This window comes from Methylobacterium sp., from assembly GCF_019750675.1.
GTDB lineage: Bacteria > Pseudomonadota > Alphaproteobacteria > Rhizobiales > Beijerinckiaceae > Methylobacterium.
The window spans coordinates 15,312-35,731 of the sequence record NZ_JAIEOF010000277.1; the positions used below are offsets into that span (position 1 = coordinate 15,312).

General features: G+C 70.5%; 22 protein-coding genes. 14 read left to right on the forward strand and 8 right to left on the reverse strand.

Annotation, left to right across the window (positions count from 1 at the left end; genetic code table 11):
• A complete protein-coding gene (gene mobA, locus K2X24_RS14340) occupies positions 1 to 621 on the reverse strand; it encodes a molybdenum cofactor guanylyltransferase MobA (RefSeq protein WP_292499056.1) in 621 nt (206 codons plus the stop codon).
• Between the two features lie 5 nt (positions 622 to 626).
• A complete protein-coding gene (locus K2X24_RS14345; RefSeq protein WP_292499057.1) occupies positions 627 to 1,754 on the reverse strand; it encodes an Mrp/NBP35 family ATP-binding protein in 1,128 nt (375 codons plus the stop codon).
• A 356-nt stretch (positions 1,755 to 2,110) separates the two neighbouring features.
• Between K2X24_RS14345 and K2X24_RS14350 the strand changes: the two genes are divergently transcribed.
• The 3 genes from K2X24_RS14350 to K2X24_RS14360 all read left to right on the forward strand — a co-directional run bounded on the left by K2X24_RS14350 (position 2,111) and on the right by K2X24_RS14360 (position 5,524).
• Positions 2,111 to 3,472: a diguanylate cyclase gene (locus K2X24_RS14350; RefSeq protein ID WP_292499058.1), complete on the forward strand. Its 1,362-nt coding sequence runs from the start codon at positions 2,111 to 2,113 to the stop codon at positions 3,470 to 3,472.
• Positions 3,473 to 3,538: 66 nt separating this feature from the next.
• On the forward strand, positions 3,539 to 4,042 hold the full coding sequence (locus tag K2X24_RS14355) for a pyridoxamine 5'-phosphate oxidase family protein (protein ID WP_292499059.1): 504 nt from the start codon (positions 3,539 to 3,541) through the stop codon (positions 4,040 to 4,042).
• 189 nt (positions 4,043 to 4,231) lie between these two features.
• Positions 4,232 to 5,524 (forward strand): nicotinate phosphoribosyltransferase, encoded by a 1,293-nt coding sequence (locus K2X24_RS14360; RefSeq protein WP_292499060.1) that lies wholly within the window; start codon positions 4,232 to 4,234, stop codon positions 5,522 to 5,524.
• 7 nt (positions 5,525 to 5,531) lie between these two features.
• Here K2X24_RS14360 and K2X24_RS14365 read toward each other — a convergent pair whose 3' ends face one another.
• Positions 5,532 to 6,596 (reverse strand): methyl-accepting chemotaxis protein, encoded by a 1,065-nt coding sequence (locus K2X24_RS14365; protein WP_292499076.1) that lies wholly within the window; start codon positions 6,594 to 6,596, stop codon positions 5,532 to 5,534.
• 575 nt (positions 6,597 to 7,171) lie between these two features.
• On the opposite strand from K2X24_RS14365, the gene K2X24_RS14370 reads away from it, so the two are divergent.
• Both K2X24_RS14370 and hisN read left to right on the forward strand, forming a co-directional pair.
• Positions 7,172 to 9,130 carry an AI-2E family transporter gene (locus tag K2X24_RS14370; protein ID WP_292499061.1) on the forward strand — a complete coding sequence of 653 codons (1,959 nt, stop codon included), beginning with the start codon at positions 7,172 to 7,174 and terminating at the stop codon, positions 9,128 to 9,130.
• An 84-nt stretch (positions 9,131 to 9,214) separates the two neighbouring features.
• Complete coding sequence (hisN, locus tag K2X24_RS14375) at positions 9,215 to 10,003, forward strand: histidinol-phosphatase (protein ID WP_292499062.1); 789 nt, start codon at positions 9,215 to 9,217, stop codon at positions 10,001 to 10,003.
• Between the two features lie 3 nt (positions 10,004 to 10,006).
• Here hisN and K2X24_RS14380 read toward each other — a convergent pair whose 3' ends face one another.
• A complete protein-coding gene (locus tag K2X24_RS14380; RefSeq protein WP_292499063.1) occupies positions 10,007 to 10,987 on the reverse strand; it encodes an alpha/beta hydrolase in 981 nt (326 codons plus the stop codon).
• Between the two features lie 179 nt (positions 10,988 to 11,166).
• On the opposite strand from K2X24_RS14380, the gene K2X24_RS14385 reads away from it, so the two are divergent.
• Positions 11,167 to 11,640, forward strand: coding sequence for an Hsp20 family protein (locus K2X24_RS14385; RefSeq protein WP_292499064.1), 474 nt, complete (start codon positions 11,167 to 11,169; stop codon positions 11,638 to 11,640).
• An 83-nt stretch (positions 11,641 to 11,723) separates the two neighbouring features.
• On the opposite strand, the gene K2X24_RS14390 is transcribed toward K2X24_RS14385, so the two are convergent.
• Together K2X24_RS14390 and K2X24_RS14395 are read right to left on the reverse strand one after the other, a co-directional pair.
• A complete protein-coding gene (locus tag K2X24_RS14390; RefSeq protein WP_292499065.1) occupies positions 11,724 to 12,017 on the reverse strand; it encodes a hypothetical protein in 294 nt (97 codons plus the stop codon).
• A gap of 94 nt (positions 12,018 to 12,111) precedes the next feature.
• Positions 12,112 to 12,570 (reverse strand): RNA polymerase subunit sigma-70, encoded by a 459-nt coding sequence (locus tag K2X24_RS14395; protein ID WP_292499066.1) that lies wholly within the window; start codon positions 12,568 to 12,570, stop codon positions 12,112 to 12,114.
• Positions 12,571 to 12,862: 292 nt separating this feature from the next.
• Between K2X24_RS14395 and K2X24_RS14400 the strand changes: the two genes are divergently transcribed.
• Entirely contained in the window at positions 12,863 to 13,729 is an 867-nt protein-coding gene (locus tag K2X24_RS14400) for a Kdo hydroxylase family protein (protein ID WP_292499067.1), read from the forward strand.
• 30 nt (positions 13,730 to 13,759) lie between these two features.
• Positions 13,760 to 14,059 carry an antibiotic biosynthesis monooxygenase gene (locus tag K2X24_RS14405; protein ID WP_292499068.1) on the forward strand — a complete coding sequence of 100 codons (300 nt, stop codon included), beginning with the start codon at positions 13,760 to 13,762 and terminating at the stop codon, positions 14,057 to 14,059.
• A 53-nt stretch (positions 14,060 to 14,112) separates the two neighbouring features.
• On the opposite strand, the gene K2X24_RS14410 is transcribed toward K2X24_RS14405, so the two are convergent.
• Positions 14,113 to 14,700 carry a PAS domain-containing protein gene (locus K2X24_RS14410; protein ID WP_292499077.1) on the reverse strand — a complete coding sequence of 196 codons (588 nt, stop codon included), beginning with the start codon at positions 14,698 to 14,700 and terminating at the stop codon, positions 14,113 to 14,115.
• A 155-nt stretch (positions 14,701 to 14,855) separates the two neighbouring features.
• Between K2X24_RS14410 and K2X24_RS14415 the strand changes: the two genes are divergently transcribed.
• Together K2X24_RS14415 and hemC are read left to right on the forward strand one after the other, a co-directional pair.
• Positions 14,856 to 15,236: a hypothetical protein gene (locus K2X24_RS14415; RefSeq protein ID WP_292499069.1), complete on the forward strand. Its 381-nt coding sequence runs from the start codon at positions 14,856 to 14,858 to the stop codon at positions 15,234 to 15,236.
• Between the two features lie 163 nt (positions 15,237 to 15,399).
• Positions 15,400 to 16,323 (forward strand): hydroxymethylbilane synthase, encoded by a 924-nt coding sequence (gene hemC / locus K2X24_RS14420; protein WP_292499070.1) that lies wholly within the window; start codon positions 15,400 to 15,402, stop codon positions 16,321 to 16,323.
• A gap of 55 nt (positions 16,324 to 16,378) precedes the next feature.
• Here hemC and K2X24_RS14425 read toward each other — a convergent pair whose 3' ends face one another.
• On the reverse strand, positions 16,379 to 16,789 hold the full coding sequence (locus tag K2X24_RS14425) for a response regulator (RefSeq protein WP_292499071.1): 411 nt from the start codon (positions 16,787 to 16,789) through the stop codon (positions 16,379 to 16,381).
• Positions 16,790 to 16,927: 138 nt separating this feature from the next.
• On the opposite strand from K2X24_RS14425, the gene K2X24_RS14430 reads away from it, so the two are divergent.
• From K2X24_RS14430 to tilS, 4 genes are all read left to right on the forward strand, one after another.
• Positions 16,928 to 17,365 (forward strand): Hpt domain-containing protein, encoded by a 438-nt coding sequence (locus tag K2X24_RS14430; RefSeq protein ID WP_292499072.1) that lies wholly within the window; start codon positions 16,928 to 16,930, stop codon positions 17,363 to 17,365.
• A gap of 343 nt (positions 17,366 to 17,708) precedes the next feature.
• Complete coding sequence (gene pal / locus K2X24_RS14435; protein ID WP_292499073.1) at positions 17,709 to 18,212, forward strand: peptidoglycan-associated lipoprotein Pal; 504 nt, start codon at positions 17,709 to 17,711, stop codon at positions 18,210 to 18,212.
• A gap of 98 nt (positions 18,213 to 18,310) precedes the next feature.
• Entirely contained in the window at positions 18,311 to 19,273 is a 963-nt protein-coding gene (gene ybgF / locus K2X24_RS14440; protein WP_292499074.1) for a tol-pal system protein YbgF, read from the forward strand.
• Complete coding sequence (gene tilS, locus K2X24_RS14445; protein WP_292499078.1) at positions 19,270 to 20,295, forward strand: tRNA lysidine(34) synthetase TilS; 1,026 nt, start codon at positions 19,270 to 19,272, stop codon at positions 20,293 to 20,295. The genes ybgF and tilS overlap by 4 nt, the downstream gene beginning before the upstream one ends.
• Positions 20,296 to 20,420: the final 125 nt, after the last annotated feature.

Consider the following 20,420-nt stretch of genomic DNA (forward strand, 5'->3'; position numbering starts at 1 on the left):
TCAGGCGTCTTCCATCCCGGCGAGGCGGGCTTCGGCCGCCGCCAGGTCTTCCGGTGCGTTGATGTTGGCGAAGGGGTCGTGGGGCTCCGCCGGCCAGGACACCGCCACCGCGCCGTGGCGCCTGAGAAAGGCGCCGACCCGGCGCTCGCCGCGCTCCACCAGGGCCGCGCGCAGGTCCGCCCGCAGGGCCACGGGCCAGAGCGCCACCGTGAAGTGCTCGCGCCCGCCCGACGCCGCCATGGCGATGGCGTCATCCCGCCCGACCGCCCCGGCGAGGCGGGCGACGAGGTCCCGGGGCAGGAACGGCGCGTCGCCCGAGACGCTGGCGACGTGGCGCACGTCCGGATGAAGGGCGGCCGCATGGTCAAGCCCGGCGAGGATACCGGCCAGGGGCCCGGGATTGTCGGGCACCCCGTCGGGAACGATCGCGCCCGGGAAGTCGGGAAAGCGGCTTGGATCGCCGTTGGCGTTGAGGATCACGCCGGCCGCGCATTGGGGCGCGAAGCGGGTGTACACCCGGTCGAGCAGGGTGCGGCCCCCGAGGGTGCGCAGGGGCTTGTCGCCCCCGCCCATGCGGCGCGCGAGCCCGCCGGCGAGGATCACACCCAGCACCGGCGGCATCGCGGCTACTCGATGACGATGCGGGGGGCCGCCCGCGGGGCCGGGCCGCCGGTCAGGTTGCCCCAGAGCTTGGCGGCGATGGCGCGATAGACCTGGGCGTGCGGTCCGTCGGGGTCCACCGCCACCACGGGACGGCCGGCATCCGAGGTCTCGCGGATCGTCATGTTCAGCGGCACCTCGCCGAGGAACGGCACCTCCAGCCGCTCCGCCTCCGCGCGGGCGCCGCCATGACCGAAGATGTGCGAGGCCGTGCCGCAATGCGGGCAGACGAAGGTCGCCATGTTCTCGATCACGCCGAGGATCGGCACCGCAACCTTGCGGAACATCGTGACGCCGCGGCGCGCGTCGATGAGGGCGAGGTCCTGCGGCGTCGAGACGATGACCGCGCCGGAGAGGGGGGTCGCCTGGGCCATGGTGAGCTGCGCGTCGCCGGTGCCGGGGGGCATGTCGACGATCAGAACGTCGAGTTCGCCCCAGGCGACCTCCCGCAGCATCTGGGTGATGGCCGACTGCACCATGGGGCCGCGCCAGATCATCGCCGTCTCGGGCTCGATCAGGAAGCCGATCGACATCACCTTGATGCCGAAGCCCTCCATCGGGGCGAGCAGGCGCTCCTCGATGACCTTGGGTTTCCCGGAGAGCCCGAACAGCTTGGGCACCGAGGGACCGTAGATGTCGGCATCGAGCAGCCCGACCTTCAGACCCTGGGCCGAGAGCGCCAGGGCGAGGTTGCAGGCGGTGGTCGACTTGCCGACGCCGCCCTTGCCGGAGGCGACGGCCACGATGTGGCGTACGCCCGGAAGGGCTGGGCCGGTACGCGGCGGCGGCGGAGCGGCCGGGCGTCCCGGGGCGGGCGGCGGCGGCTGAGCCGGCTGGTTCGGCCCGCGCTCGGAGGTCAGGCTGGCGAAGACGCCGGAAACGCCCGGCGTCGCCAGGATCGCGCCCTCGGCCCGGCGCCGGATCGGCTCGAAGCGCTCGGCCTCGCTCGGGTCGATCAGGATCGAGAACATCACCCGGTTCGTCGGGTCCACCACGACCTGCGACAGCCGCCCGGAGGCCGGCAGCGTGGTCCCGGCGGCATCGACCGTCACGGTCGAGAGGACCGCCAGCACATCGTCTCGGGTGATCGCCAAGGGTCTGGCTCCTTGCCGCGGCGGGCCGGACGGAGGGCCACGGCGCGGACACAATCGGGAGAGGCTCGCGCACGCCGCGGCGCAGGCCGTCGCGTTCACGAAGAGCCCATGCGACAGCACAGCCAGCGCTTCGACGCAAGCGCGGAGCGCGCGACGCGGGGCGACAGCCGGTCGCGGCCCCGTGCTACGAGCGGACCTCAACCAAGCGCGGTCGCGAATTCGGTTCAGGGTTTGGTAGGGATGTCGCGAGGGCACGCAGCCGTGATTGCGCCCTCCCACCGCCCGGCCACGTTCGGTCCCGAGAGATTGGGGCGCCTCCGGCAAGGACGGCGCGAACGGACCGGGATCGTCACATCGTGCTCGATTGCATTCGCCGCTGGCTCGCCACGCCCGAGCGGGCTTTCACACGTCGGCCGCGCGGCGAGGTCGCCCTGACCGACCTCACGGTGAGCCCGCGCCTCCTGCGCTTCTCCCGCCCCGTCTCGGCCCGCTACGAGATCGACACGCGCCAGGAGCGTGCGCGCCACCTGCGCAGCACGATCCTGATCGGACTCGTCTTCCACAACGGCTTCTCCCTCACGACATGGCTGCTGGCGCCGGAGATGCTGCCCCTGGCCTTGGGGCTCCGCCTGGGTCTCGTGACGCCGCTGGCCCTGCTCCTGGCCTGGGCCGTGCCCCGGATGCAGGGCCCGCGGCGCGAGCGCATGGTCACAGCCACGATGCTGCTCGTGACGGGGGTGCCGATCCTGCTCTTCTGTCTGGGGCAAGGCACCCTGAGCGCCATCGGCTTCATCGAGTATCCGCTGATGGTGGTGTTCGCCGCGCTGATGCTCGTGCTGCGCTTTCCCCATGCCCTGGTGCTCACGGGCCTCGGCGCGGCAGGCGCCCTCGCGGCCATCGGCTTACGGGGCGACCTGAGCCCCGAACTCGCCCTCTGCCTCGCCTTCCAGGCGGTGACGGCCAGCGTGTTCGTCCTCTACGGCAACCACCAGATCGAGGGCGTGCGTCGGCGGGCCTACCTCGTCTCCCTGCGCGAGATCCTGCGCTCGGCCGGCCTCGAGCATGACCGGCGCGTCCTCACCGTGCTGTCCGAGACCGACGCCCTCACGGGTCTGGCCAACCGCCGCGCCCTCGACGCGGCCCTGGCGGCCTCCGCCGACGAGACGCGCGGCACCGCCCTCCTCATGATCGACGTGGATCACTTCAAGCGCTTCAACGACGCCTACGGTCATCCGGCCGGGGACGCCTGCCTGCGCCGCATCGCCGAGGCCCTCGCCGGGCAGACCCGCGGCGGGCGCGATGTGGTGGCGCGCTACGGCGGCGAGGAATTCTCGCTGCTGATGCGGGCCTGCGACCGGCGCGGGGTGGAACGCGTCGTCCGGCGCCTGAATCTCGCCATCGCTCGCTTGGCCATCCCGCACGCGGACCGGGACGACGGGCTGTCGCGCATCACCGTGAGCGTCGGAGTCGCGCTCACGGGGCCGGGCCGGAGCGCAGGGCCGGACGAACTCCTGGCCGAGGCCGACGGGGCCCTCTACGAGGCGAAGCGGCGGGGCCGGAACACCCACGTGATCCGGCAGATCGGCGCGGGCGACCTGTCCGCCCGCGAGCGGCCGTACGGTCGCCTGACGGTGCTGCGCCGGCCGGCCGCACGGACGGCACCACCGAAGGTCGTGCCGCTGCGCCATGCCGAAACCAATGCCGCCCTGGCTCGTTGAGCACACGAACCGGCAGCGCGCGACCGCGCTGCCGACGCCGATCGACGAGTTGGAGACAACGATCCCATGCACCAGGGCAACCACCGCGACCACGAGGGCGCCAAGAAGCTGTTCGCCCTCATCAAGGACGTCAAGGTCGCGATGATGACCACCGCCGACCAGGACGGGAAGCTCTACAGCCGCCCGATGTGGTGCCAGGAGGCGGACGAGAACGGCGACCTGTGGTTCTTCACCAAGCTGCATTCGCCGAAGACCGCCGAGATCAGCAAGGACAATCAGATCAACCTCGCCTACTCGGACCCATCGAGCCAGACCTACGTTTCGATCGCCGGCAAGGCCGAGATCGTCACCGATCAGCCGACCATCAACGACAAGTGGAGCGAGAGCCTCAAGACCTGGTTCCCCAACGGCAAGGAAGACCCCGAGGTCGCTCTGCTGCGCGTCCACCCCGAGAAGGGCGAGTACTGGGACAGCCCGAACGCCACGATGCTGCATATCTACGGATACGTGAAGGCGGCGCTCACAGGCGAGTCGCCCAAGACCGAGACCAAGAAGGTCGACCTCGCCTGATCGTCGGGCCTCGTCGATAGAATGCGAAGGCGGCGCTCCCTCGTGTGCGCCGCCTTCTTCGTTTGGCAGCCCCTTGAGGTCGTCGCGGCGCAGCCCTGCGTCGCGACCGATTGACTTACCATCGGATGCCATGCGCCTCTCTGCCTCGCGGGCGCTGAGGGCGCCGCTTGAGGGGCCGTGATCCGTACCATGCTCGATCTTGCCACGCGGGTGTACAACCACAGCTTCAAGATCGACCCGATCGTCCGGTCCCTGCTCGACACGGACTTCTACAAGCTCCTGATGGCGCAGACGATCTTCCGCCGTCATCGCGACGCCCGCGTCACCTTCGGCATTCAGAACCGTTCGCGGCAGGTGCGCCTGGCGGATTTCGTCGATGCCGGCGAGTTGCGCGAGCAGCTCGACCACGCCCGCTCCGTCTCCCTAAGCCGGGGTGAATCCACCTGGCTGCGCGGCAACACCTTCTACGGCCAGCGCCAGATGTTCTCGGCCGACTTCATGGACTGGCTCGAGGGTTTTCGCCTGCCCGAGTACGAACTGGAGGCGCGGGACGGGCAGTACGTCCTCACCTTCCACGGGCCCTGGCTCGAGACCACCATGTGGGAGGTGCCGGCGCTCGCCATCCTCAACGAGTTGCGCACCCGTGGCGTGGTGCGCCACCTCGGCAAGCTCGACCTTCAGGTGCTGTATGCCCGCGCGATGACCCGGGTCTGGGAAAAGATCGAGCGGCTGCAGCGCCTGCCCGACCTATCCATCGCGGATTTCGGGACCCGGCGGCGCCACGGCTTCCTGTGGCAGGACTGGTGCGTCGAGGCCATGCACGAGGCCCTGGGCGACCGCTTCCTCGGCACTTCGAACTGCCTCATCGCCCTGCGCCGCGAGGTCGAGGCGGTGGGCACCAACGCCCACGAGTTGCCGATGGTCTACGCCGCCCTGGCCGACGACGATGCGGGCCTTGCCCGAGCGCCCTACGACGTGCTGGCCGACTGGCAGCAGGATTACGCCGGCAACCTCCTGGTGATGCTACCGGACACCTACGGCACCACCGGCTTCCTGGCGAAGGCCCCCGACTGGATGAACGCCTGGACCGGGATCCGCATCGACTCGAAGGAGCCGATCGCCGGCGGCGAGGAGGCCATCGCCTGGTGGCGCTCGCGGGGCTCGGACCCCCGCGAAAAGCTCGCGATCTTCTCCGACGGTCTCGACATCGACACCATCGAGGCGATCCACGCCCATTTTCACGGCCGGATGCGGATCGGCTACGGCTGGGGCACGCTGCTCACCAACGATTTCCGGGGTCTTGTCCCGGACGGGCGCCTGGATCCGATCTCCATCGTCTGCAAGGTGATCGCGGCGGACGGCCGGCCCACCGTGAAGATCTCCGACAACCCGTCGAAGGCGATCGGCCCGGCCGAGGAGATCGCGCGCTACACCCGCGTCTTCGGCATCGAGAGCCAGCCCGCGATGCCGGTTCTGGTCTGACGGACGCTCAACGCGGGGACTGGACGATGACCCCGTACCAGCCGAGCCCCGCATAGGTCTCGTAGCCCGGCGTGCGGTGGAAGGCGACGATCCGCCCGGTCCGGGGATCGAGATCGGCTCCGCTCGCCCGGCCGTTGGCGGCCAGCGGCAGGGTTTCCTCCAGCACGCCGCGTCCGTCCGAGGCCGCGATGACGCGGTGGCGCGCATCGACGAGGAGGACACGGGTGCGAGCCTTGTCCTCGCCCGACACCCGCACGCCCTCGACGATGGCGCGGGCCTGGGCCTGCCAGTCGAAGTGGATGGCCAGGACACCGATCGGCCGGGCCCGGGTGTCCCCATCGGCGCGCACGCTGGCGCAGTAGGTCGCGACCTGCGCACCGCCGAGGCCGGGCTGGTCCGTCACATCGGCGGCGACGTAGGCGTCACCGTCGGGCAGCGCGGCCGCACGCCGAAACCAGTCCTGATCGGCGACGTTGCGCCCGACGAGGCCGGGATAGCGGTCCGGCCGGCCGTGGGCGAGGACGTTGCCCTGCAGGTCGCAGAGCCAAAGGTCGAGATAGACCGTGTAGGCGTCGAGGATGATGCCCAGGCGCCGGGTGGCGTGGGCCATCGCCTCGGGCGTCGGCGTCGCGGCGCAGGCCACCAGGGCCGCGTCGGTGGCCCACCAGCGCACGTCGCAGGTACGCTCGTAGAGATTCCGATCGATGAGTTCGACCGCGTTGAGGGCGAGATCGATCAAACGGTCGGTCTGCGATCCCTCCGCGAAGCTCCGGACCCGGATCTGGAGGCTGGCGATGCGGTTCGACAGTTCGACCTCCAGGGCGCGGGCGACATTCTCCACCTCCGCGCCGATCGCCCGCACCTCCTGAGCAACCACCGAGAAGCCACGGCCCATCTCGCCGGCGCGGGCCGCCTCGATCAAGGCGTTGAGGGCAAGCATCTTCACCTGTCCGGTGATCGCCTGGATGCGCCGGCTCTTGTCGAACGAGATGCGCTGGAGTTCGGCGATCTCGGTTGCGATTCCGCTCAGGCTGGTCGCGTCGGGCAAGGAAGAACCGGCGCCCACGTCCATCGCCGTGTCGTGCAAAACCACCTCCCCGTTTCGTCGGATGTCGTCCGTCGCCGTACGTCACCGTGACTTACGAAAACAAGCTTATCGTTCGATTAAAGTCCGCGCTCGGCACAATCTCGTCGCGTAATCCGACGGCTTCGGCGGAGGCTGTGACTTGGAACAGCTTGGCGACCGACCGGCTTCGGCAAATACATCATTCCGATTTGCGGAAGTCGCTTGTGTGCATTCCCGCCTGACACGGCCGGCACGCCAGCAAAATATCCGGCGGCGAAAGACATGTTTTGGTAGTGCCGCGGCAAAGCCACCGATCTTGACGTCGGCCCTGGCGACGAGACCACGGCACCCGGAGCGAAGAACGCAGGGACGCGGCGTCGGATACGACTTTCCCGATCCCGTTGCCGGCGTGGCGGTGCCCTTCAGCTATGCCGTGGATGCAGGGCGAAGTGCATCCGATCACGGTTTCGCGACGAGACGACCCGGCCGAAGGGATCGTTTTTCGCGAGCGCTTCGTTCTCATCGCGGTGGTGCCCGCATGCGCGCGGTCCCGCGCGTCGCGTCTGGAACACGGAACCGGAATGGCCCTGCGATCAACCTCGAAGCCGTCCCTCGTGCAGCCGCGACCGACACGCATCTCGGCCGCGGCCACGCCGCCCCAGACCCTGACCTCGCCCTTCATCATGACCGCCCTGATCATGGTCGGCCTGTATGTCGGACGCGACGTCCTGATTCCGATCGCCATCGCGATCCTGCTCTCCTTCGTGCTTGGCCCGTTGGTCAACCTGCTCCGGCGCTGGCACTTCGGCCGGTTCCTGTCGGTGGCCACCTCCGTGCTCCTTGCGCTCGGCACGGCAGCGGCCCTGGCGACCCTGATCGGCGTGCAGATCGCCGATATCGCCAAGGACGTGCCGCGCTATCGCAGCACCATCGAGCGCAAGATCGAGGGCCTGAACGACACCCCGGCCGGACGGCTCGCCGGCTACGTCGCCAGCATTGGCCGGACGATGCACGACAGCCATGAGGAGAAGGCGCCCGAAACCGCCCCGAAACCGGAGCCGCAGGCCGGCCCGGCGCCCCCCGAGAAGGCGATCCTGGTCGAGGTCAAGGAGCGGGCGCCGGGCCCCGTGACGCTGGCGGGCACGCTGCTTTCGCCGATCCTGCATCCGCTGGCCACTATCGGCATCGTGTTCGTGGTGCTGCTCTTCCTGCTCATGCAGCGGGAGGACCTGCGCGACCGGATGATCCGGCTGGCAGGCTCCAGCGACCTCCATCGCACCACCGTGGCGATGGACGACGCTGCCAAGCGCCTCAGCCGCTACTTCCTGGTCCAGCTCGGCCTGAACGCCTCCTTCGGGATCGTGGTCGGCGTCGGGCTCTACTGTCTCGGCGTGCCGAACCCGGTCCTGTGGGGCATCTTCTCGGCGCTGATGCGCTTCGTGCCCTATATCGGTGCCTTCGCCTCGGCCCTGTTTCCCCTGGCGCTCGCCGCCGCGGTCGATCCCGGCTGGTCGATGGTGATCGGGACGCTGATCCTGTTCCTAATCCTGGAGCCCCTGGTCGGGCACTTCATCGAGCCGATGCTCTACGGCCAGTCCACCGGCATGTCGCCCTTCGCGGTGCTGGTCTCGGCCCTGTTCTGGACCTGGCTCTGGGGACCCGTCGGCCTGCTCCTGTCGACGCCGCTGACGGTCTGCCTCGTGGTGCTCGGGCGCCATGTCGACAAGCTCGAATTCCTCGACGTGCTGTTCGGCGACCGGCCGGCCCTGACGCCGGTCGAGAACTTCTACCAGCGCATCCTGGCCGACGACCCGGAGGAGGCACAGGAACACGCCGACCTGATCCTGAAGACCTGCTCGCTCACGGCCTACTACGACGAGGTCGTGGTGAAGGGCCTCGAACTCGCCGCCCGCGACGCGGCCCGCGGCGTGCTCACCACGGAGCAGAAGAGCGATATCCGGGCCAGCGTCGGCGGCCTCATCGATGAACTGGCCGACCGCGACGACCTGCGCAGCGACACCGAGGTGAAGGCCGATCCCGACGCGCCGCGTCCCGAGCCGGTGCCGGAGACGTGGCGGACCACCGGCACGGTGCTGTGCGTGGCCGGGCGCAGCTTCGTCGACGAATCCGCCTGCGCGATCCTGGCCCAGCTCCTGGCCAAGCGCGGGATCGGGGCCCGGGTGGTGCCCTTCGCCGATGTGGCCCGGGCGCGGATCGGGGATTTCGACCCGGGCCCGGCCAAGCTCGTCTGCATCGTGTCGATGGCGATCAACGGCGAGCCCACGCACCTGCGCCGGCTGGCCGAGCGCCTGCGCCGCAAGCTGCCGGGCACGTGCTTCGTCCTCGGCCTGTGGCAGGCGGACGATGCGAGCCTCGACGAGGCGACCCGGCACCGGGCGGTCGATGCCGACATCCACGTCTCGTCCCTGCGCGCGGCCGTGGAGGCCGTGGTGGCGACCGCGCAGGGCAAGCGTGCCCCGGATGCGATGCCGGCCGAGCCCGGGGGCGAGTTCGGCCGCGTGCAGCCCATGCCGGCCTGACGCCGCCCCCAGGACCGTTTGGGGCTTGACCGGCGGCCCATCCGTCCGCTTCGCTCGTCCGCGTCTCGGTTAGGGGAAGGCTCGATGAGCGTCGTCGATCTCGCGCGGTTCATGGACGATCTCGCCACCGCCTCGGGGCAGGCGATCCTACCCTTCTTCCGGGCCGCGTTCGGCATGGACGACAAGGCCCGCGGCGGGGCGGCCTTCGACCCTGTGACGGAGGCCGACCGGGCCGCCGAGGTGGCGATGCGCGGCATGATCCGGCGCCATCTGCCGACCCACGGCATCCTGGGCGAGGAGTTCGGCTCGGAAAATCTCGATGCCGAGTGCGTCTGGGTGCTCGATCCCATCGATGGGACCCGGGCCTTCGTCGCCGGCCTGCCGACCTGGGGCACGCTGATCGGCCTGACCCATCACGGCGCGGCGGTGCGCGGCCTGATGCACCAGCCGTATCTGGGCGAGCTGTTCTCCGGCGACGGCGCGCAGGCCCGCCTGCGCTCACCGCGCGGCGAGCGCAAGCTGCTGACCCGCCGCGGTACCGCCCTCGACCAGGCGGTCCTCGCCACCACCGACCCGCGCCTGTTCGCCGAGGGCGCGGAGCGGGAGCGCTTCCTCGGGCTGGAGGGCGCGGTGCGCCTCTCCCGCTACGGCACCGACTGCTACGCCTACTGCATGCTGGCGGCCGGGCAGATCGACCTGGTGGTGGAGGCCGGCCTCAAGCCCTACGACATCGTCGCGCTGATCCCGATCATCGAGGGGGCCGGCGGCATCGTGACGACCTGGGACGGCGGGACGGCGACCGGGGGCGGGCGCATCGTCGCCGCGGGGGACCGGCGCCTGCACGAGGCGGCTCTGCGTCACCTCAACCCGTGAGGCTCAGGCCTCCAGGCGCTCCCGCTGGGCCGGCTCCGCCCCGTCCGAGCCCGGCATGAAGGCGTCGAAGGCCGCCCAGAAATCCTGCCGGATCGCGTCGCGTTCGGACAGGATCTCGTGGCGCGCGTCCGGAAGCACGAGGATGTGCCCCGCCCGCAGGCCGCGGGCGAAGCGCTCGGTGGTGCGGGTGCCGCAGACGGGGTCGGCCCCCGCCGCCACGATCAGGGTCGGCACCCTGATCCGCCCCGGCACGCGCGGATCGGAAAGGCGCCGCATCGCCCGGAAGGCGCCCGCGAGCCAGGCGATGCTGGGATCGCCGACGGCGCCGGCGCCGACGTCCCGGGCGGCGGCCGCGTTGCGGGCATAGCGCTCCGGATCCCGGCAGAGGCGGTTGTTCGGATAGGGCTTGGTGGCGATCGAGACGGCCGAGCCGAAGGGGATGTAGCGTCGCCCCCAGCCGATCGCCTGCAGGATACCGGCGAGGAGCGCCGCGCCGGCGGGCCAGCGCACCATCCGGATCGACAGCATCGGCGCCACGGTGACGATGCGGCGGAAGGGCAGCCAGCCGTCGAGGGCGCCGGCGAGCGCCACGGCGCCGCCCATGGAATGGGCGAGGCAGAGATGCGGATGCGGCATCAGGGGGCGCAGGATCGCCTCCTCGATCGCCTTCAGGTCCCTTCGGTAATCGTCGAAATGAGCGACGTGGCCGCGGTGGGGATCGCCGACCTGGCGCTGCGACTCGCCCTGTCCGCGCCAGTCGAAGGCCACCACGGCGAAGCCGCGCCCACGCAGGTCGGCAATGGTCTCGTAGTACTTCTCGATGAACTCGGCCCGGCCCTGGAGCAGGCAGACGGTTCCCTTCACGAGCCGCGTGGTCGGGCGCCAATGGGCGGCCCGCAGCTCGACCCCATCGTCGGTGCGCACCGCCTTCAGGGCGCCGCCGGGGGGCACGGGATTGTCGGGCGTCGAGCGCAGGGTCAGCATCGGAGAAGTCTCGCGCAGAGTAGGAAACCGAAAATTTTGGCCTCGCGGCGCGTCCAGGCTCTTGCGAGGCCCAAACGGCACGCCGATATCATGGGAGCACCGGCCAATACGGCGGTGCGACTGGTCCGGCCCTCGGGCGGACCCGAAACCAGCATGTTGCTTCTTTTGGAGAATATGTGATGCGTCAGTTCGACCTTGCTCCCCTGTATCGCTCCACCGTTGGCTTCGACCGCCTGTTCTCGGCCCTCGACCAGTTCGTGAGCGCCGACGCGGCCCCGACCTACCCGCCCTACAACATCGAGCGCACCGGCGAGAATGCCTACCGGATCACGGTGGCGGTGGCCGGCTTCACGGACTCCGATCTCGCGATCGAGGTCAAGGAGAATGCGCTGACGCTGAAGGGCGAGCGCAAGTCCGACTCAGACAAGCCGGCGGAATTCCTGCACCAGGGCATCGCGGCCCGCGCCTTCGAGCGCCGGTTCCAGCTCGCCGACTATGTCCAGGTGACCGGTGCCGTCCTGGAGAACGGGCTCCTGCACATCGATCTCGTCCGCGAGATTCCGGAGGCCAAGAAGCCGCGCCAGATCCAGATCGCATCGGGCCGCGCCACCGCCGCCCCGGTGATCGAAGGCTCGGTGCAGCAGGCTGCGTGACGCCGTGCAACTTGTCACGCCGTAAGCCGATGGCGTGATGCCTGCGAGCGCCCCGGTCGCCAGACCGGGGCGTTTTCACGCGTTCAGAAATCGTCCAGCCAGTTGCGGCTCGGCTCCTTGCAACGATAGCCGATGAAGCAGCGTGGGGTGTTGCCGGCCGGGACGAAGGCCGGGACCGTGATCTCGGTGACCTCGCAGAAGCTGCGGTCGCGCACGAAGCGGTCGTAGGTCTGGCCGCCGGTGCCGAGCACGAGACCGCCGCTGCGGTCCACCAACGCCTTGGCCTGACGGCACGACATCTCCGGCGTGGCGGGACGTTGAGCCAGCGCGGGACCGGCCGGAACCGCGAGGGCGAGGACGAGGAGGGGCAGGCGCATGGCACGGTGACTCCGGCAGCCCGGGGGGCGGCGTGCGCCGACAACGCGGGTCGGGGTCCGGGCGATCCCCGGGGCCCCGCCGACTCCAGAGGACCTACAGGTCTCCGAAGATCAGTTGCCCCTGCGGACTGGGCGGCCGGGCCGCATTCGTCCGCTTGACGGCCGACTTTGGGGATTTCGACGCGCGGCGCGGAGCCGGCGGCCGCTTCGCCACTGGGTCCGAGCGCATCCGGGCCTTGGCCCGGTCGCGGGCCACCGCCTCGGGGGCGTGGGGATCGTCGTCGAGCCACTTGCCGTGCTTGATCACTTCGTTGACCCGGCCCTGGTTCACCCCAACCTTGAAGGCGATCTCCTGCTGGGTCATGCCGGTGGCGGCATGCAGGTCCAGGATGGCGCGGGCGAGCTCCGGCGTCATCTTCTGGCCGGTGAGGCGACGGGCGGGCTTGATCGTGCGGGTCGCCCGGTCGCGCGCGCGCAGGCGTTCCAGCAGGGCGAGCGCCATGTGCATGCCGTGCTCGCGCAGGGAGTCCTCGAATTCCTTCAGCGTCGCCATCGTCGGAATCCTCGTCGCCGCGGGGGTTCCGTGAAGTCCGGAACCGCGACTGTTTCATCAACGCCACCGAACCGCCCGGGTTGCGCATCGCTCATCAGGGTTGAGCCGGGGCGCGAGGCGTGACAACCGGGGAATGTCGTCATCCACCGGTATTCGCGCGCCTGTTCGCGACGAAGACTGGACGCGGTCCCCGCGCGAGCAGGCGGACGCATCCGCGACGGGCGGTTGGCCACCGGCGCGCGCTTCGGCTAAACCGCCGGTCCCGCCGCGGTTTTGCGAGGAGTCCCGCCCGATGATCAGCCCGATCGTTTCCGTCCCGCGCACAGGTCCGGCGCCCGGCACGCCCGCCCTGGTGGACGCCCTGGAGGACGGTGCGGTCCTGATGTTCCCGGACCTCGACTTTCCCCTGAGCGCCTTCGAACAGCGCTTCGTCGAGCGGCCCTTCGCGGACGGCAAGGCCAAGAACGTCAACATCCGGGGCGCCGCATCCACCCTGCGGGGGGCGGCGGGCACGCCGGAGGAGCAGGAGGCCCTGCGCCAGGTGCTGATCCGCTACCGGGGCTTCGCCGAGGCGCTGGTCGCCGCGCACCTACCGGCCTACGCCGGCAAGGTCACGTTCGCCGGCACCTCCTACCGGCCCTTCGACGTCGATCGGCGCAAGATGAGCTGGCGCCGCGACGACACCCGCCTGCACGTGGACGCGTTCCCGTCGAACCCGATCGGCGAGAAGCGCATCCTGCGCATCTTCCGCAACATCAACCCGGACGGACAGCCGCGCCACTGGCGGGTCGGCGAGGACTTTTCCACGATGGCGGAGAAGTTCCTGCCGCGCCTGCCCGGCTACTCGCCGCTCTCGGCCCGGATGCTGGCGGTCCTCAAGATCACCAAGGCCCGGCGCTCGGAATACGACCACCTGATGCTGCACCTGCACGACGCCTTGAAGCAGGACATGACCTATCAGGAGACGGCGCCCCAGACCGACGTGCACTTCGCCCCCGGCCAGACCTGGGTGACCTTCTCGGACCTCGTCATGCACGGCGCCATGGGCGGTCGCTACATGCTGGAACAGACCGCCTACCTGCCGGTGGCCGACCAGGCCCGCCCCGAGCGCAGCCCGCAGCGCCTCCTCGCCAAGGCGCTCGGCCGCGCCCTACGCTGATCCCCGACACGCCCACACGGAGTTCCCCCGATGATCCTCGAAATCGCCCAGATCGACGTCAAGCCCGACATGGAAGCCACGTTCGAGGCCGGCATCGCCGAGGCCGCGGCGATCTTCAAGGCGGCCAAGGGCTGCCGCAGCTTCGCGGTGCGCCGCTCCGTCGAGAAGCCGCAGCGCTATCGCCTGCTCATCGAGTGGGAGACCCTGGAGAACCACACCGTCGACTTCACGGGCTCGCAGGCCTGGAAGGATTACCGCGCGATGGTCTCGCCCTGCTTCGAGGCGCCCCCCAGCGTCGAGCACACGGAACTGACCTTGCAGGCCTTCTGAGACAACATCCCGGCCAGTTGCTTCGGACGCTGTCACGGTGCTCCCGCCGGCACTCAGTCGCGCGCACCCGTCGCGTGGCGCGCGAGAACCCGCCCGAGTGCCCACAGGAGGGGATCGATCGCACGGAGCAACACCAGTCTCTCGCGGTCCTCGATCTTCTCGATGGCTTCACGCGCCTCCAGCGCGAGGGTGGCGGCGCGTTCCAGTGGGGAACCGCCCGCATCGGGCGCGATGAACAGTGCTCGGTCGTCGACGTGCCCGTCGAGCTTGCTTTCCGTGATGTCGATGAGGATGCCTCGGCCCTGCATCTCGCCCGTCGCGGGGTTCCGTTCGTAGCGGCCCCGTCCCAGGACCCATCGCACTTCGTTGGGGCGTGGTGTCGTGCGGTACTCCATGACGAAGAGGCCGCCGTGCTCGATCGAACGGCCAATCCTGTCCCGGAAGAGTTTCCGGTCGCCGGGGTGAATGGCCTTGAGGAAGTTCATGAGGAGGAACCCCTCCGCTGCCTTCGCCGCATCGAGGCCGAATAAAGCCGCGGCTGCCTCATCGACGATGTAGTGATGGACGCTTTGTCCGGTCTGCCAGGTCCCGACGTTCGAAGCCGCGAGAGCTTCCGGTATATGAGCGGGCACGGTTCGCATCATAAGTTGTGACACGATTTTCTATCCCCGCGCCTGAAGCCACCATACAAATCCATAAGAATGACATAAGTTGCAGGACCCGCGGGATCGCGGCAACGCTGTAAGCACATTGTTGCAAACTTGTGATGCGATCCGAATTGGGAGGGAGGAATGCGATGACGCCCGATTCGAGGCTGATGCAATCTATCCCTCACTCATCGGCGGAGCTACTGTGCCGGATCGCCGGTGCTCTTGATGTTCCCATCGAGACTTTCAATGCGCATGGTACAGCGCGCTTACTCTACACGGACAATGTCGATCAATCCTGGCATCTGGCGCGAAACGGGTGTGGGAGCATCATCGTTCGCCACATCAGCGGCGTCGGCGGCGATCAGCGCGTTACCGACCGGACAATGCTCGATTTTCTTCTCGTCGAGAAAGGCACGCCTCAGGGTATCGTCGTGGCTACTCTCATCGACCAACTCCTGGTCGCGCATCTCGCGGACGGACTCACCTCCCTTGCCGATGCCGCGCCGAAGCTGCCGGACGGCGGATGAGCGGCCGCGCTTTCTTCGCGCGGCGTGCCGAGCGGCAGCTGTTGGCCATGCCATCGACGGCATCGGCCGTCCGCTGCGGTTTCGACGGAAGCCGGTGACAGCGCCGCGCGGACTGCGTACCTAGGAAGCCCGGTTCCACCCAGCGTCCGAGCGATCCGCGCCCATGATCCAACGCCCTCTCCGCATCGGCACGCGCGGCAGCCCGATGGCGCTCGCCCAGACCGGCATGGTCCGCGACCAGATCGTCGCGGCCAACCCGGGGCTCGAGACCGAAATCGTGGTGGTCAACACGGTGGCCGACCGCATCCTCGACCGCCCCCTGTCGGAGATCGGCGGCAAGGGCCTGTTCACCAAGGAATTGGAGCAGGCGCTCTACGCCGACGTGGTCGATGTCGCGGTCCACTCCATGAAGGATGTCGAGACCTGGCTTCCGGACGGGCTCGTCATCGCCTGCATCCTGGAGCGGGACGACCCGCGCGACGCCTTCCTGTCGCCGCGCGCGGCGGGCTTTGCCGACCTGCCGGCGGGGGCCCGGGTTGGCACCTCGTCCCTGCGCCGCGCCGCCCAGGTGCTGATGCGCCGCCCCGACCTGCGGATCGTGCCCCTGCGCGGCAACGCCAACACCCGGATGCGCAAGCTGGAGGAGGGGACCTGCGACGCGACCCTGCTGGCGCTTTGCGGCCTCGAGCGCCTCGGCATGGCCGACATGGCCCGCAGCGTGCTCGCCGTGGAGGAGATGCTGCCGGCGGTGGCGCAGGGGGCGCTCGGCATCGAGTGCCGCGAGGCGGACGCGGCGGTGCGCGCGCTCCTCGAACCCCTGGTCTCGGCGCGCGCCACGGCCGAACTCGCCGCCGAGCGGGGCCTGCTCGCCGAACTCGACGGCTCCTGCCGCACGCCCATCGCCGCCCTGGCGCGGATCAGCGGCGACACCCTCGACCTCGACGGCCTGCTGTTCCTGCCCGACGGCAGCGCCCATTGGGCGACGCGGCGCTCCGGTGCGGTCTCGGACGCGGCCCGGATCGGCCGGGAAGCCGGCGCCGAACTCAAGCGAGCGGCCGGCGACACCTACGCGCGGCACCTCCAGTAGGGCAGGTGCCATCGGCCAGGGGCAACCGGCCGAAGGGCGCGTCGGAGATCCGAGCTCAGCCCACGGCGAGCAGGGGTTGCGGCTCCAGCCGCCCCTGCATCATCGCGCCGGCGAGGTCGATCACGTCCTGGATCCGGAAGGGCTTGTTGAGGAAGACGCTTCCCGGCACGGCGCGCCGGTCGCTGCGGCCCCCCGTGGAGGTATAGATCACCGGCTGGCCGGGATTGAGGGTGCGGTAGGCCTCCGCCACGGCCCAGCCATCGATGAGGCCGGGCAGGTTGATGTCCGTGATCAGCAGCGCCAGTTCGGGCGCGCGCGGATGGGAGCCCGCCTGCCGGATCGTCGCCACCGCCGCCTCGCCGCTGGACACCGAGACGACGCCGATGCCGCGCCGCTCGCACAGGCCCGTGAGCATGTCGAGCAGCAGGTAATTGTCTTCCACGATGAGCACTTGACGCTGTCGCATCGGTCGCACCAACTCTTTGCAGCGCCGAATTAGTCCGATATTCGTTAAGCACGGATCAACGGGCGCCGTGTTTCCGCCCTCGCGCACGCATCGGACGGCGCACGGAAACACCCTTCTCCGACGCCATTGGACGACGCCATGCCGACCCCGTCGCCGGTTTCCTCGCCCGTACCTTCGCCGCAGCCGGACGCCGGCACGGCGCACGATGCCGCGCGGCTGCCGCCCGGCGACCGTCGGCCCGTCTACGATCCCGGGACCCTGGCGGAGCTCGAAGGCATCTTCGGGCAGACGCGCCTGCTGGACCTGCTCGCGCGCCTGAAGGGCGAGATCGCGCAGCGCCTGCAGGCCGGCGTGGCCGAGCGTGCCACCCTCGGCCACGACGCCCACACCCTGCTCTCGGTGAGCGGGTCCCTGGGCTTCTTCGACCTCTCGCAACGCTGCTCGGAGATGGAACAGGCCTGCCTGCGCGGGTCCGACCTCGACGCCCCCCTGGACGCCGCCCGCGCCGCCGCTACCCGCGCCGTCGCGGCGATCGACGTCATCGCCGCGACGGCGCGGGCCGCGACCCCGGCCTGAAACGGGAGCCCTCGGGGCGTTGCCGAAGCGCAACAGCTTGACTGTAATCGACAGTGCGGCGCGCCGGGACGCGGCGCCGCCGCAATCGCGGCCGATGAGCGCCGGGCCGGCCGCTGCGGCGCAGGGTCCGCGAGATGCCGATCTCGGGACGCTGATCTTGGCGACCGCGGATCCGGCAAAACCCAATAACGGCGGATTCCGGGGGCGTCATGGCTAACGGAACCTTCGCTTAACCGAGTCCGACTAAGTACCGGTCCCGACGAGCCCCCCGGGGGCATGCGGCGACGAAGCCGGCCTTTTCCCTCGCACCGGCCGGCGGGGTCTGCCCGAGGAGAACAGGATCATGTTCATGACTGCGCGCCTGCGCGTGTTTCCGCTGGCGGCCGCCCTCTGCGCGGCCCTCAGCGTCGCCGCCTGCACCAACGACAAGGATCTGGCCGACGCCTCCGGCTTCGGCGGGGGCGCCAACACTCCCGGCAGCGCCCAGGACTTCGTGGTGAACATCGGCGACCGCGTGTTCTTCGAGTCCGATTCCACCGACCTGACGCCCACCGCCACCGCCACCCTCGACAAGCAGGCGAACTGGCTGCAGCGCTACCCTCGCTACACCTTCCTGGTCGAGGGCCACGCCGACGAGCGCGGCACCCGCGAGTACAACTTCTCGCTCGGAGAGCGCCGGGCCCAGTCCGTGAAGGACTATCTCGCCTCGCGCGGCATCGCGAACGGCCGCATCCGCACCGTCTCGTACGGCAAGGAGCGCCCGGTGGCGGTCTGCAACGACATCTCGTGCTGGTCGCAGAACCGCCGCGCCGTCACCGTCCTCGATCGCGGCGGCGCCGGCTCGTAGGGCCGCCGGCCGCAACCGGTCAGGCCCGACTTTTGCCCCGGACGGGTGCCACTGCTATCCGGCACCCTTCCGCCAACCGATCATCGGTGACGATTGTCATGCTCCGCCGCCTCCTCCTCGCCACCGCCCTGTGCGCGGCCAGCCTCGTCCCGGGCGCCCTCTCCGGAGCGCGGGCGCAGGACGCCTCCGACTTCGTGGTGCGCCTGAACCGGCTGGAGAACCAGTCGCGCCAGACCGCCGGACAGATCGAGACGCTCCAGCACGAGAATCGGCAGTTGAAGGAACAGCTGCGCAAGTTCCAGGAGGATGTCGAGTTCCGCCTGCAGGAGGCCAAGGGCGGACGCCCGGGCGCGCCGGCAGCCAGTCCGTCGGGCACAAATCCGGGCGCGGCCAAGCCCCAGAAGCGTAGCGACGCCTTCGACCCCGACCAGAACCCCGGCCGCCCCGGCGCGCCGATGCCGCTCGGCACCACGACGCCGTCCTCCGCCGTGGCCGAGGCGCCGCGCGGCCGCAGCGTGCCCCCCACCGTGGTGGACCCAGACGACGAAGAGCCGGGCCTGACCCCGCCCGGGCTCGGCGGCCCCGTCGACCTCTCGCCTCCCGCCCGGGTTCCGACCACCGGCGCGCTGCCGAACCCGGCCCGCGCCCCAAGCGTGGCCTCCACCGGCTCGGGCGACGCGCGCGCCGATTACGAGGCGGCCTACGCCTACATCCTCCAGCGCCAGTACGAGCAGGCGGAGATGGGCCTGCGCCAGTTCATCCAGTCGCACCCGCGCGACGCCCTGGTGCCCTCCGCCACCTACTGGCTTGGCGAGAGCTACCTGCAGCGCAACCGCAACCGCGAGGCGGCCGAGCAGTTCCTCAAGGTCTCCACCGACTACGCCCGCTCGGCCCAGGCGCCCGACGCCATGCTGAAGCTCGGCGCCTCCCTGAACGCGCTCGGCGCGCGCGAGCAGGCCTGCGCGACGCTCGCCGAACTCGAGCGCAAGTTCCCCTCCGCCAGCACATCCGTCCGCCAGGGCGTCGCGCGCGAGCAGAAGCGCGCGCGCTGCGCCGCCTGAGCCCGCAAGATCTGCTCCCGAGCGACGCCGCGATCGCGGCGGCGCTCCGGCCCTACCTCGCGGGCCGCGCGGCGCCGGTGTTGCTCGCGGTCTCGGGCGGTCCCGACTCGACAGCCCTGCTGGCCGCCTGCGCGGCCTCCCGCGCCGAGACGCCCGTCCACGCGGCGACCGTCGACCATGGCCTGCGCCCCGAATCCGAAGCGGAGGCCCGCGCCGTGGCCGCACTGTGCGGCGAACTCGGCGTCCCCCACCGGGTCCTCGCCTGGACCGGGCCCAAGCCCGCCCACGGCCTCCAGGCGGCCGCCCGCACCGCGCGCTACGACCTCCTGGCGCGCCACGCCGCCACGATCGGCGCGGACCTCCTGCTCACCGGCCACACCCGCGACGACCAGGCCGAGACCGTACTGATGCGCCTCCTCGCCGGGAGCGGACCGGCGGGCCTCGCCGGCATGCGGCCCGCCCGCCCCCTCGGCGCCCTGTGCCTCGCGCGGCCCTTCCTCGACATCTCGAAGGCCGACCTCGTCACCTATTGCGCGGCGCGCGGCCTCGCCTTCGCCCGCGATCCCGCGAACCATGACGCGCGCTTCGCCCGCGCCCGCCTGCGCGCGCTGCTGCCGGTGCTGGCGGGGGAGGGGCTCTCGCCCGAGCGCCTGTGCCGGCTGGCAGCGCGGTGCGCCCGCGATGCCGAGGCCCTCGACCGGGCCGCCGCCGAAGCCCTGGCCACCGCGTGCGAAACGACGGACGAATCCCGCCTCGTCCTCGACGGGGGGCGCCTGCGCGCGTTACCCGAGGCCGTGCTGGTGCGGGTCGTCGGCCTTGGGCTCGCCCGCCTCAACCCGGACGGGGCCGAGCGCCTGGAGCGCCTGGAGCGCCTCGTGTTCGAGGCCGTCCTGCCGGCCCTTCGCAGCGGGCGGACCCTGCGCCGGACCCTGCGGGCGGTGCTGGTGGCGGTGACGCCCCGGGGCGACTTGGTTCTGTCCCCGGCACCGGCTCGACGGGGGCCACCGACGCGTGTCCTCTGAGCGCGTGCGTCGTCAGGGCCCGGTGGGTGCGCGCTTCGCCTCGTGCGCTCGACTTGGCAAGGGGTGGCGCGCTGCCTACATTGGCGACGAGCACCCGGATCGACCCGCCCCATTTGGCGCGGCGG